General features: G+C 59.1%; 15 protein-coding genes. 4 read left to right on the top strand and 11 right to left on the bottom strand.

Translation table 11 applies throughout. The features are described from left to right. Together QN377_RS13735 and QN377_RS13730 are read right to left on the bottom strand one after the other, a co-directional pair. Nucleotides 1–352, bottom strand: a 352-nt coding sequence (locus tag QN377_RS13735; protein WP_323567634.1) for a DUF2092 domain-containing protein, incomplete at its 3' end; no start/stop codon positions are given. 11 nt (nt 353–363) lie between these two features. Continuing rightward, entirely contained in the window at nt 364–1272 is a 909-nt protein-coding gene (locus tag QN377_RS13730; protein ID WP_095000488.1) for a transporter, read from the bottom strand. A 375-nt stretch (nt 1273–1647) separates the two neighbouring features. Here QN377_RS13730 and QN377_RS13725 point away from each other — a divergent pair, with 375 nt between their 5' ends. Both QN377_RS13725 and QN377_RS13720 read left to right on the top strand, forming a co-directional pair. Next, entirely contained in the window at nt 1648–2001 is a 354-nt protein-coding gene (locus QN377_RS13725) for a hypothetical protein (RefSeq protein WP_165446478.1), read from the top strand. Nucleotides 2002–2008: 7 nt separating this feature from the next. Beyond that, nucleotides 2009–4372, top strand: a complete 2364-nt coding sequence (locus QN377_RS13720) for a DNA polymerase II (RefSeq protein ID WP_095023539.1) — start codon at nt 2009–2011, stop codon at nt 4370–4372. Here the strand turns inward: QN377_RS13720 and QN377_RS13715 are convergent. The 3 genes from QN377_RS13715 to QN377_RS13705 form a co-directional block, all read right to left on the bottom strand. Then, entirely contained in the window at nt 4369–4650 is a 282-nt protein-coding gene (locus QN377_RS13715) for a hypothetical protein (protein ID WP_016781210.1), read from the bottom strand. The genes QN377_RS13720 and QN377_RS13715 overlap by 4 nt on opposite strands. An 84-nt stretch (nt 4651–4734) precedes the next feature. Further along, on the bottom strand, nt 4735–5103 hold the full coding sequence (locus tag QN377_RS13710; RefSeq protein ID WP_095018083.1) for a helix-turn-helix domain-containing protein: 369 nt from the start codon (nt 5101–5103) through the stop codon (nt 4735–4737). A 3-nt stretch (nt 5104–5106) separates the two neighbouring features. Further along, entirely contained in the window at nt 5107–5409 is a 303-nt protein-coding gene (locus QN377_RS13705; protein WP_133144508.1) for a type II toxin-antitoxin system HigB family toxin, read from the bottom strand. A 248-nt stretch (nt 5410–5657) separates the two neighbouring features. On the opposite strand from QN377_RS13705, the gene crcB (QN377_RS13700) reads away from it, so the two are divergent. Beyond that, a complete protein-coding gene (gene crcB / locus QN377_RS13700) occupies nt 5658–6038 on the top strand; it encodes a fluoride efflux transporter CrcB (RefSeq protein ID WP_095000485.1) in 381 nt (126 codons plus the stop codon). A gap of 15 nt (nt 6039–6053) precedes the next feature. Further along, on the top strand, nt 6054–6458 hold the full coding sequence (crcB, locus tag QN377_RS13695) for a fluoride efflux transporter CrcB (protein ID WP_322213025.1): 405 nt from the start codon (nt 6054–6056) through the stop codon (nt 6456–6458). A 59-nt stretch (nt 6459–6517) separates the two neighbouring features. On the opposite strand, the gene kch is transcribed toward crcB (QN377_RS13695), so the two are convergent. From kch to QN377_RS13665, 6 genes are all read right to left on the bottom strand, one after another. Next, complete coding sequence (gene kch, locus QN377_RS13690) at nt 6518–7693, bottom strand: voltage-gated potassium channel protein (protein ID WP_095026517.1); 1176 nt, start codon at nt 7691–7693, stop codon at nt 6518–6520. Between the two features lie 90 nt (nt 7694–7783). After that, nucleotides 7784–8842, bottom strand: a complete 1059-nt coding sequence (locus QN377_RS13685; protein ID WP_095000482.1) for a HoxN/HupN/NixA family nickel/cobalt transporter — start codon at nt 8840–8842, stop codon at nt 7784–7786. A 27-nt stretch (nt 8843–8869) separates the two neighbouring features. Further along, nucleotides 8870–9850 (bottom strand): urea transporter, encoded by a 981-nt coding sequence (yut, locus tag QN377_RS13680; protein WP_095018079.1) that lies wholly within the window; start codon nt 9848–9850, stop codon nt 8870–8872. A 190-nt stretch (nt 9851–10040) separates the two neighbouring features. After that, a complete protein-coding gene (locus QN377_RS13675) occupies nt 10041–11003 on the bottom strand; it encodes an urease accessory protein UreD (protein ID WP_095000480.1) in 963 nt (320 codons plus the stop codon). After that, the gene (gene ureG, locus QN377_RS13670) at nt 11000–11647 is read right to left on the bottom strand and encodes an urease accessory protein UreG (RefSeq protein ID WP_016781201.1); all 648 of its coding nucleotides are present in this window, start codon (nt 11645–11647) and stop codon (nt 11000–11002) included. The genes QN377_RS13675 and ureG overlap by 4 nt, the downstream gene beginning before the upstream one ends. A 65-nt stretch (nt 11648–11712) precedes the next feature. After that, nucleotides 11713–12399: an urease accessory protein UreF gene (locus tag QN377_RS13665; RefSeq protein ID WP_095000479.1), complete on the bottom strand. Its 687-nt coding sequence runs from the start codon at nt 12397–12399 to the stop codon at nt 11713–11715. Between the last annotated feature and the right edge of the window lie 18 nt (nt 12400–12417).

Genomic DNA, 12417 nt, shown 5'->3' with positions numbered 1-12417 from the left:
AGATGTGTATAAGAGACAGGTAGGGGCTGGGGCTCTGGTAGAGGGTGAAGCGCTTGCCGTTGTAATAGAGGGTGCGGTGTATGCCCTGATTGTCCACCGAGACCAGCAGCTTGTCCGGCTGTTGGGCCAGCAGTCGGGTGGTGTGCCGAAATTCGACGGTCTGGCCGTTATCCAGTACCTGGTCTGTCTGGCTGCGGGCCTCGACGCCAAACTGCTTGAGGCTGCGCAGGTAACTGCCCATCTGCTCCAGGGCCTGCACAGCCGCGGGCTCGATGGCGGACGGGTCGCCGGCATGGGCGTGCAAGGCCAGGGCCAGTAACAGGCCTGGCACTACGCGACGTACCCGAGGCATGGTCACGACGCTTACCAGACGTACTGCATGCGCAGCGTCCAGGTGGCGATATCCGGTGAGCCTTTGCGCTCGCTCACGGTGTCGGTATAGGCCAGCAGGCCGCCGAATTGGGGGGTGAGCATAAAGCCCATACTGGCGCCTGCCAGGGTGCTTTCCTGTTTGTTGTCCTGCCAGTCGCCGTCAATTTTTGTCTCGCCGCCCCGGCTATAGGTGGCGTCCAGCGAAGCCCACAGGGCGCGGTTGAAGTCGTAGCTGTAATGGCCTTCGATGGCATACAGGGGTTTTTGTTCGAGCTTGCTGTTGCCCTGGTATTCATCGTTGGACCCGAACAACGACACCATGGTGTTGATCTCCAGCCAGGTGGGGCCGATGGGGGTGCCGAAACCCAGCTCGGGTTTGTACACCCAGCGATTGGCACCGATATTGATCACCCGGTTCTTGTCATAGTCGCCGGTGGGGGTGGTGACTGTCAGGGCTGCCGTGAGAAAGGTCTCGGGAGTCCATTTGGCGAACTCCTCCTTGCTCAGGGCGGGGCCGCCAAAGATGTTGTGTGCGAACACCAATTGGGTGTCACCCATGCCACCGTTGTGTTTGGTACCGGTGAAATAGCGGGCGTTGTCGAATGATGCGGATAGATCGGCGTAAGGCTGCAGGATCTCGAAGGCACTGTTGCGCCCGTCGATACCGAAGCTACGGGCATAACGCAGGATATACAGGTCGGCATTGAGGGACAGACCGTCGATGGGTAGCGAAGTGTCGATGGGGGTATTGGAGTCGACGCGGTTGTAATAGCCGAACAGCATGTTCAGGTCGGTGGGGGTGTTTTGCCAGTCACGGGCGTTGTCGGCCCAGCCCGCCAGCGGCGTCAGGATCAGGGTGAGGGCGGTAAAGCTGGCCTTGCGAGCGGTACTTGCTCCCATCGTAGTGCTTCTTCAATCGCTCTTTGGCGGTTTATCGTCCGATGCCCGGCGTGTTTATTTGTTTACTGAAGCTAGCAGCAACCGCGAAATTCGCTGGCTGGTGACGCAAATGCTGCTGATTCTGTGGGCTGGGTCTCTTTTAAATGACGAGCGGTTATAGGTGTTGCGCTCGGGGAGCAGGGTTGGTGTTGTTCAAATTTTTGCTTTTGCTGTAGCCACCCCCATGAATGGATTTGTCCCCGGTGGTTTTAACTGCAATACCGGCGACATATTTTCTCTATGGGACCAAGCCCATTCAGCGGACTACTGGTTATTTAGCCACCTATGAGCACTGGCTGCGTGATATCGTATTGACCTTTATCCAGAGGCTATCCAATGCGAATGCTGATTAGCGTCATGAGTCTGGCCATGCTGGCCGGTTGTGTGTCTCCTGCGATGGACACTGCCCGTAGCCAGGCCCCGACCCGGGTGCTGGCTTCGGAAAAAGCCACGGCGCTGGTCGCCGAATGCATCAAGTTTTCCTGGCAGGATGAAAGCGTGTTCGGGGTCGATGCCAGTGCCTATATCAATAACGACAAGGCTGGCAAACAGACCGTCTACACCCGTGGCGCCGAGTCCTTTGCCGATCTGACGCCCCAGGGCACCGGCACGGCAGTGAGCTACTACGCCCAACAGCCGGGTGATGCTGCTGCCATGCGCCGCCTGGCGATGCTGGCGACATGCCTGTAACCGCGTAATGGACTTGAGGCAGGGCTTTGTCCTGACCCGGCACTGGCGTGATACGCCGTCGGGTATCGAGGTCGACTTCTGGTTGGCCACCGATGACGGGCCGCAGCAGGTGCGCCTGCCTTACCAAACCTGCACCGCGTTTATCCCCAAGATTCAGCTTGGCCAGGCCCAGGCTCTGCTGCAGAACGAGCGCGATATCGAATGGCGTGAGTTGGCGCTGTGTGATTTTCAGTCGCGCCCGGTGATCGGCCTCTACTGCCGCCAGCATGCCCAGTTGATGGACATCGCCCAGCGCCTGCGCCGCGCCGGGGTCGATGTGTACGAGGCCGATATACGCCCGCCGGAGCGGTTCCTGATGGAGCGTTTTATCACTGCGCCGGTGAGCTTTGGCGGCCGTGTACAGGGCGATGGCCCGCTGCTGGACGCCCGGATCAAGCCGCATCCCGACTACCGGCCACGGTTGAAACTGGTGTCCCTGGATATTGAAACCAGCGAGCAGGGCGATCTGTATTCCATTGCCCTCGAGGGCTGTGGCCAGCGCCAGGTGTATATGCTGGGCAAGGCCACCGCGGCCGATACCCCGGTGGATTTCGACCTGGAGTTCTGCGCCAGCCGCGGCGACCTGTTGCTGCGTCTTAACCAGTGGATGGCCCGGCATGACCCCGACGCGATCATCGGCTGGAATGTGGTGCAGTTCGACATGCGGGTGTTGCACGAGCATGCCCGGCGCCTTGGTATCCCGTTGCTGCTGGGGCGTGGCAGCAGTGAAATGCAGTGGCGCGAACACGGCACGCGCAAAAACCATTTTTTCGCCAGTGCTGCGGGCCGCTTGATCATTGATGGCATCGAGTCGTTGCGCTCAGCGACTTGGTCGTTCCCGTCTTTCAGCCTGGAAAACGTCGCCCAGACCCTGCTTGGCGAAGGCAAGGACATCAGCACGCCGTACCAGCGCATGGACGAAATCAACCGCATGTTCGCCCACGACAAACCTGCGTTGGCGCGCTACAACCTCAAGGACTGCGAACTGGTCACGCGGATTTTCGCGAAAACCGAGCTGCTGACCTTTTTGCTGGAGCGCGCCTCGGTCACGGGGCTGGAGGCCGATCGCAGCGGTGGCTCGGTGGCGGCCTTTTATCACCTGTATATGCCGTTGATGCACCGTCAGGGCTTTGTCGCCCCCAATCTGGGGGACAAACCGCCCCAGGCCAGCCCCGGCGGCTTTGTCATGGAGTCCGAGCCGGGGTTGTATGAGTCGGTGCTGGTGCTCGATTACAAAAGCCTGTACCCGTCGATTATCCGCACTTTTTTGATTGACCCTCTGGGGCTGGTTGAAGGCTTGCGCGAGCCTGGCGATGAAACCTCGGTACCGGGCTTTCGTGGTGCGCGTTTCTCTCGCACCCGGCATTGCTTGCCGGCCATTATCGAGCGCGTGGCCAAGGGGCGCGAAGTGGCCAAGCGGGACAAAAACGCGCCCCTGTCACAGGCCCTGAAAATCATCATGAATGCGTTTTACGGGGTGCTGGGCTCCAGCGGTTGCCGGTTTTTTGATACGCGGCTGGCATCCTCGATCACCCTGCGCGGGCATGAAATCATGCTCAAGACGCGGGCACTGATCGAGGCCCGGGGCTATAGCGTGATCTATGGCGACACGGACTCCACCTTTGTCTGGCTGCGCAGTCAGCACAGTGAGGAGGACGCGGCGAGTATCGGCCGTGAGCTGGTGCAGTACGTCAACGACTGGTGGCAGGCCCATGTGCGTGACGAGTATGGGCTGACCAGCGCACTGGAGCTGCAATTCGAGACCCACTACAGCCGCTTTTTCATGCCCACCATTCGTGGCGCCGAAGAGGGCAGCAAAAAGCGCTATGCGGGGTTGGTGGTGCACGCCGACGGCCGTCGGGAGATGGTCTACAAGGGGCTTGAGACCGTGCGCAGCGACTGGTCACCGCTGGCCCGGCAGTTCCAGCAGGCGTTGTACCTGCGCATCTTCAATCGTCAGCCCTGGCAGGCCTACGTGCGTGACTTTGTGCGTGCCACCCTGGCGGGTGAGCATGATGAACTGCTGATCTACCGCAAGCGCCTGCGCCGCCCGCTCAGTGATTACGAGCGCAATGTGCCGCCCCATGTGCGGGCGGCGCGGCTGGCCGATGAGTATAACGACCGGCAGGGGCGGCCCCGGCAGTACCAGAATGGCGGGACGATCAGCTACGTGATCACCGTGGCCGGCCCCCAGCCGTTGGAGAACCGCACCGCAGAAGTGGATTACGAGCACTATCTGTCGCGTCAGCTGCAACCGGTGGCCGACGCGATTCTGGTGTTTGTCGATGACAATTTCAGCGCCCTGGTGGGCGGGCAACTGGGGTTGTTCTAAGCGTCGCTGGCAGGGCTGGCGGCGGCCTTGGAGCGGGCACGATCCTTGGCGGCCTTGGCTTCGGCGGCCAGGCATTCCAGGCAGAACTGCTCGGCATAGCTCATCAGGATTTCGGTGGTGTCGCCCTTGATCGTGCGGGACCCAGCGAGGATATAGCGCATGCGTTTTTCCGTGACCCCGAGGCGCAGGGCAATCCAGGCCGGGGTCTGGCCGATACGGTCGACCAGTTTGTTGGCGTATTCGGTGGAGTGGTTGTAGCGTTCAGCGTTGGGAAACATAGGGGTTCCATGGGGCGATAGGATGAAGCCGGAGGGCATGGTACTCCTTTTCACCCGCGCCCATGATTTTGCCTACCCCGGCGGTCACGACTTGACCGGCTTGATCAGACTCTCTGCCGGGATGCCAAACATCTCATGCAGCTTCCAGATCATGGGCAGGGTCAGGGAGCGCTTGCCGTTGAGCACTTCATACACCCGGTTCTGCCGGCCGATCGCAGGCACCAGGTCAGCCGCTGACAACCCGGACTGCTCCATCCTGAAGCGGATGGCATCCAGCGGGTTGGGCAGGTCGACGGGAAAGTGCTTGGCTTCGTAGGCTTCGATCAGGGTGATCATGACCTCCAGGTAATCGCCCTCAGGTGTCCCGGGCTGCGGTTCATTGTCGAACAGCGGCGAAACCGACTTCAGTGCGTCTTTGTAGTCCTGCTCGGTGCGAATTGGACGAATATTCATGGCTTACTCCATTTCCACGGTGTTGGCATCGATGGCGTCGTACTGCTGGTGAGTGCCTGCGAATTTGATATAGATGGCGCTGAAGCGGAAGGCCACAGCTACCACGAGCCGATAGTCGTTACCTTTGATGTTGAACACGACCCGGTTGCTCTTGAGAATGCTGGCATGGCGAAACTGCGCCTTGATGTCGGCCGGCGTTTGCCAGTTCGCCTTTTTCGCTTCATCTATCCAGCAGAGGAAGGATTGCTCTGAGCCTGGGTGCTGTTGCCAAAAAATCTTGAGCTGACTGACTGCGATGATTCTCATAAAACGATCCTAGTCCCATGATGGGACTTTTGCAAGTTGGCTTTACGTCCTGTGCTGCTCAAATACCCTGCAACTCTCAGGAGCGCCAGTTTGAAAGCTTGAGCAAATATGAGCTGCGCCATTCAGGCCTCACTGCCCCCGGCATGGACTCTTCTGTAACAGCGAAAGACCCGGCCCAAGTCATGCCCGCCCGCTGTTTTATGAACTAGAGTTTCCCCCACTCACCAACAGACACGAGAGGGACTTTCATGACTGCGCTGGATGTTTTCTGGGTCGGGCTGGGGGGCGGGCTGGGCTCGCTGTTGCGCTGGTGGATCGGTTTGCGGGTAGGGCAGTTCTATAAGGGGCCGTTTCCGCTGGGTACATTTTTGATCAACGTCAGCGGCGCCTTTGTAATCGGTTACCTGAGCATCCTGTTTACCGTGGACTGGCGCGACCGCTACGGCGACTTCCTCAGCGCCGCGGTGCTCACCGGTATCCTGGGCGGTTACACCACATTCAGCAGCATGCAGCTGGATGCCGCGAAACTGGCCAAGGCCAGGGATCGTGCATGGGCCGCAGGTTATCTGATCATCTCGGTACTGGTCGGCCTGGCCGCCGCCGCTTTCGGCGCCTGGCTGGCGCGCTGACTCAGGAGTCACACCATGCTCAACATGATTATTCTGATTTTCGTCGGTGGTGCGTTCGGCGCCATGTGCCGCGAGTTCGTCATGCTGTCGGTGCCGCGCCTGGCCGATGGCTTTCCCATGGATATCTTTGTCGCCAATATCGTCGCCGCGTTCCTGCTGGGCGTGGCCACGTCGTTGTTCAAGAGCAACCGCATCAACCAGTACGTGCACGTGATGGTCGGCACCGGGATCATGGGCGGGTTGTCCACGTTCTCCAGTTTCGTGTTTGGCGCAGTCGAGATGATGCAAGACCCGGGCAGTGTTTTTGTCTCCATCTGCTACCTGGTGATCAGCCTGATAATCGGTTTTGCTGCCGTCGAACTGGGTCTGATTGCCGGGGCCAAGGTTACGCCGCTGCCTGCATCCGATACCCCGCAATAAGCCCTTGCAGCACCCATGAAAAAGCCCTCGTCAGAGGGCTTTTTTTATCCTGCCAAGTCTCAGGCCAAAGACGTACGCTTGCCGAAGAACATCTCGGTGATCAGATCATTGTTGATTTGATCGCCCTGCAGGGTACGCACCAGCAACTCACTGCCCAGCAACGGCAACGACAGCACCATGGTCGGGTTGACGCGTTTGACCTTGGGCATGTTCCGCGTTTCGTTGACCAGTGCGATGATCTGGGTTTCGTCGCCTGCCACTTCCTTGGCCGCGAGAATGGTGAACACGTTTTCGGCGTCGCTGTCGCACAGGGTGACGATGTACTTGGCGTCCGCTGCACCGGCCAGTTTCAGGGTCGACGCGGCCGACGGGTCACCTTCAATGATATCGGCCTTTTCCGGCAGGTCATGCTGGCTGCCGGCCACGCATACCACCGTGACGTGTTCGCCGCGATCGGTCAGACCTTTATAGACGTTTTGTGCCAGGGAACCAACGCCAACGAGAATGTAGTGATTTTTACGCGCCATATGGGTAATCCTGCCTTTAACAATACGTTGGATGTTGTTGCTGATCAGCGGGCCGGCAATGGACGCCACCGAAATCGCGAAGATGGTGATGCCCAGGATGATCACTGTCAGGGTGAAAAAACGCGCATCGGTGGTATGCGGGACGATGTCACCAAAGCCTACGGTGGACATCACCACGATGGCGAAGTAGAACGCCGATGGCAGGTCCGTCACCGGCGGTGCAAAGCCATCACCGATGTAGAGCGTGCCCAGCGTGCTGTAGACGATCAGTGAGGCGATGCTGACCACCGCAAAGAAGCTGCCCGAGGCCAGGCTGTAGTGGTCAAAACGGCGCCAATAGAAGGCCAGCACGGCAATGGTGACCAGCGAGAAGAAGGTCACGCCGTCAGGTTTTTTCAGAATGAAAAAATCCACGCAGACCGTGGCCACCAGCAGCAGCAGGGAAAAAAACCAGCTGATGCGTGACTTGATCAACAGCCCCAGTGACATCAGCAGGAGTACAAGCCCCACCACAAACCCGGGGATTTCCAGCAAGGCTAAAAAGCTTAATGCCTCCTTCCAGGTATCAAAGGAGCCGGATTTGGCATTGGCATGGGCAACGCCACGTTCCAGCACCGGCAGAAACAAAAGAAAGCCGTTGATCGCAACCAGCAAGGCGACCCCATAGGCAAAGGAGATCCGATTTTTTACGTCCTGTAATAAAGTCATGGCACCTACGACGCGTCAGTTAAGGGGTGAGGGGAGTGTAGGTCAGGTTTATCGGGCTGCCACCAGCAGCCCGTGTGCTTGAGCCTCTGATCAGGCGTTGGCAGGCAGTTGGTCATAGCCGCGGATGTAGTAATTGAGGGCCGAAATCAGCCAGCACAGGACAAACATCCCGATGATCCAGTAGCCAATCTCGCCGAAGTTTTCACTGATGGCATTGATCGGCGTCCATATCCCGCCGGTGAGTTGCAGTTTTTCGGCAATCAGCCCCAGCGCTTCGACACCGCCGATAAACAGGGCCACCACCACCGAGGCGGCAGTGATGGTGATGTTGTAGTAAAGCTTGCGCACCGGTTTGGAGAACGCCCAGCCGTAGGCGCCGATCATCACGAAGTTGTCCAGTGAATCGATCAGGGCCATGCCCACCGCAAACAGCACCGGGAACACCATGATTGACCACAGGCTGATGCCGTGGGAGGCGCTGGTGGCGCTGATGCCCAGCAAGCCGATTTCGGTGGCAGTGTCAAAGCCCAGGCCAAACAGAAAGCCCACCGGGTACATGTGCCAGCTTTTGTTAACCAGGTTGAACACCCGACCAAAAATTCGCGCCATCAGGCCACCCTGGTGGGTGGTGATCAGGTCCAGTTCTTCGGGGGGCAGGGTGTGGCCGGCCTTGACCTGTTTGAACTTCTTGTACACCGAGATCAGGATGACCAGGTTGAGCACGCCGAACAGCAGCAGGAATACCGAGGACACCAGGGTGCCGATCAGGCCGCCGGTTTCATGGAACCACTCCATATCGTCCTTGAACGCCATTGCCGTGGCCGCAATCGCGAAAGACGCCAGCACCACAATGGTCGAATGCCCCAGGGAGAACCAGGTGCCTACGGCTATCGGGCGTTTGCCCTGTTGCATCAGCTTGCGGGTGACATTGTCGATGGCGGCAATATGGTCGGCGTCCACGGCGTGGCGCAGGCCGAAGCCGTACGCGAGCAATGCGGTGCCCATCAAGACCGGGTTGTTGCCGAACTCGATAAAGGCCCAGGCCCAAGCCAGCAGGTTGGCCACGATCAGGCCGGTAAGCAGATAAATGGCGCGCCGTGTGGTGTTCGACGGCTCGGCATTTGTCAGGGGGTAGGCAATCGCGGTCATGGAAAGACTCCGGCAAAGGGATCGAAATTATTGACGGTGGGCCGGCATGACGTCTTTGTTGGGCACCAGAAACAGCCAGGAAGCCAGTACAAAGGGCATGGTCAATGTCGGGATGCCAACCGGGGCCAGTACTGTATTCAAGGCGCCTTGCACAAATACAGTGAAAACCACGCCAATCAGGGTGTAGATCAACACGCGCCAGCTGGGCTTGTTGAAGGTCGAACCCAGGGCGATGGCAGTCAGCACGGCGCTGAAGGCATACAGGCCGTTATTGATGCTGGCGTGTTCGGCTTGCAGCACCACGGCCACCAGCACCGCCAGCAGCGAGCCCAGCAGGCCGAACACCGCGGCCCACAACGATGACACCGCCAACCCGGCGAGAAACAGCACGCTGCCGATCACCGTGCTGATCAAGAACACTTCGGAGATCCCGTAGAACGTGCTCTTGAACAGGTCTATACCATCGAACAGGCTGGTGTTGTACGCGACCAGATCATGGGGCAGGTTGGGCACGGGCAGGGCGCTGGTGTTCAGGCCGCCAAAGGCATAGCTGGCCAGCAGCATGGTCCAGGTCACCAGCACGAAGGGCGCCGTGAGGGCGGCGACTTTCCAGGTCTTCAGAATATCGGCGATGCAGATGGTGACGATTACCGAGACCACGCTGCCGAGGATAATACACAGCCACAGGATGGGTGTGACGGCGAGGAAGGTAGGCAGGGCAGCGCCGACCAGGCAGCCGTTATAGCCGTAGAGGCCGGCCTTCCAGGAAGTGCGGTCCTTGAGGTGCATACCGGTAAGGGTTGCCACGACCGTGCCCAGGACACTGCCGAAGGCCATGGCCGGGTTGCCTTCGCCAAACGCGCCGACAAAAATGGCGGCAAAAAACAGTAGCCCGGTCAGCGGGTTATTCTGGAACATGACCTGAGCACAACCACGCAGGGTGACGTCGATAAACTCAAGGACGACGTTGCCATCCACGATTTTCGACCACTTGGATGCAGCTTCCATATTGACTCTCCCAATTGAGCATTTGGCCAGGATCAGCTTGCGTAGCAGCTGCCGTAGGAACGAGGCTGCGTTCGGCGGCGCAGCCGTCGCAAAATCAGGCACTGCGGTGTGCCAGTCAAACCCTGTCCTCAGGAATTACGACGGCTGCGCCGCCGGACGCAGCCTCGTTCCTTCGGCAGCTGCTACACAGCTACTTCCACAAAAACGCCGGTTGCAGGGTCACACCCAGGATTTCTTCGCGGGCCACCTTCCAGAACTCGCGGATTTGCGCCTTGACCTCGCCACTGTCGTTGCCCAGCACCTTGAATATCAGCCCGCAGTCGTTGGGCAGGCGGGTCACCCCGCTGGCCAGCCCGGCCTGCATGTCAAACAGCGCCGGGATGCGCTCGACAATCCGGTCGTGATGCTCCCTGGGCGTGAGCAATACCACGTTGCCGAACACATCGAAGGTCTGCATCACGCCAATGGCGTCCAGGCTCTCTTTTTTTGGCTCAAGAATGTACTTCTCGACAAACAGCTCGCGACCCTCGAGGTTCTCGGCGCGCACCCGGGAGGAGTACACGTCAAAGCCGAAACGCTCATCCACATGATGATACTTGCGCCCCGACATCAGGATTTCGCAGTAGATGGCCGTCGCCGTGGGGTGGATCCTGATTTGCGTGTCGGTGATAAACCGTGCATTGCGATGGGGGATCAGCGGGTCGGGCATAAACTCCAGGTAGCCGCCTTCTTCGATAGTGAAGTGCTGGATTTGCGAGGCGTAGTTGGCATTCATCGAATGCACTTTGGTCGCCGACTGGGTGGTGACGTGCCCGCAGGCACCCACCCCCACGTTGACATCTGTGGCCAGGCGGTCGCCCTGCAGCACGCAGCCCGAAGTTGAAATCATGGTCACACAGGGCAACTCGGGCATTTCCTCGTCCCAATACAAGGCCCGTTGCACCAGCGATGGTACGCGGCGCTCCATGTCCGCCAGCACACTGCGGTTACCGCGCTTTTCAAAACCCAGGCGCAGGTAGCCGCTTTTACCCACAGCACCGCTGTGCATTTGCGCCGGTTCGTCCTGGTACTGCGACAGCTCCGGCGCATCAATGCCGAGTGAGTGAGCGCGTAGCCGTGACGGGTTGTTCACGATCTGGCTCTGCGCTGTCATGCACTGACCCCGCTTTTGACCGCCGGTTTTTGTGCGAACAGGAACATGTGCTCGATCATGTCCACCAGTTCTTCAATGCCCTGGCCGGTCTTGCAGTTGGTGAGGATATACGGGCGGTTGCCGCGTACCACTTTGGTGTCGCTTTCCATCACATCCAGGCTGGCGCCAACGTAGGGGGCGAGGTCGATCTTGTTGATGATCAGGATATCGGCCTGCACCAGCCCCGGGCCATTTTTGCGCGGGATTTTCTCGCCTTCGGCGACGTCGATCACGTAGATATAAAAGTCGGCCAGGGCCGGACTGAAGGTCAGGGTCAGGTTGTCACCGCCGCTCTCGATCATGATCAGGTCGCTGTCGGGGAACTTCTCTTCCATTTCCTCGACCGCGGCAATGTTCATGCTAGGGTCTTCACGCACGGCGGTGTGCGGGCAGGCACCCGTTTCCACACCGAGGATCTTGTCTTCATCGAGGATACCCTTGAGGGTACGTTTGACCTGTTTGGCATCTTCGGTGGTGACGATATCGTTGGTGATGATCAAGGGCTTGTAGCCACGGTTGATCAGGATCGGAGTGATCACTTCGATGATCGCGGTTTTACCTGAACCGACCGGGCCGCCAATACCAATACGAGTAATCTTTTTCACGGTTATTTCCTTACCAGATAGGGGAGCGGAAGCTGCGTCGACACATGCCGACGCAGCCCGGGGTGTCAGTTCATGAATAGCCGTACATGTGCCTTGACGTGCACGGCGGCGAGCACATCGACTATCGGGACATAGGAGGACATCTGCTCGATATCGCCGACTTCGGCGATATCGCAGAACGCTTCAATGTCGTGGTTGAGTTCGAACAGGATGTGCTGGGTGTCCAGGTGCGTGACCCGCATCAGGCGCATGGCCGCGCTGAGGATGGTCATGGCCACGCCGTACTGGTGCATCACCACGACCTCACGGGCACCGATGCCCTGGGTCGACATCACCACGGCCTGGGTGACGGGGTAGGTGCCTGCCGCGTTGCCGGCCTTGATCTGTTCAAGCCACCAGCGCACCAGCGGTTTTTCGACGACATGGATCGACATTTCCGCCAGTTTTTTGCCCATGCGCGTGGCCATCAACCGGCTTTCTTCATTGAGCTTGCGGTTATTCACCGCCCAGTCGGCGCGTAAAATGCCGTCGCGGTCTTCTGCCACGGCAGCCCGGTGCGCAGCGACCACGCCCATGCCGTCACAGCTGGCCGCCTGCTTGAGGGCGGTGAGCACAAAACCCTTCAGGGTCGGGACATCGTGGACGATGCCTTTTTGAATGGCCGATTCCACGCCGTTGGAGAACGAAAAGGCACCGACCGGCAATACGGAATCGCCAAACTGCATGATGCGAATTAGATCTGATGCGTTCATCTATGCGCCTTCTTGCCG

The organism is Pseudomonas sp. CCC4.1, assembly GCF_035019225.1.
Taxonomy (GTDB): domain Bacteria; phylum Pseudomonadota; class Gammaproteobacteria; order Pseudomonadales; family Pseudomonadaceae; genus Aquipseudomonas; species Aquipseudomonas bubulae.
The sequence above is the reverse complement of the archived record's forward strand: the minus strand, read 5'-3'. Positions and strand labels throughout refer to the sequence as shown.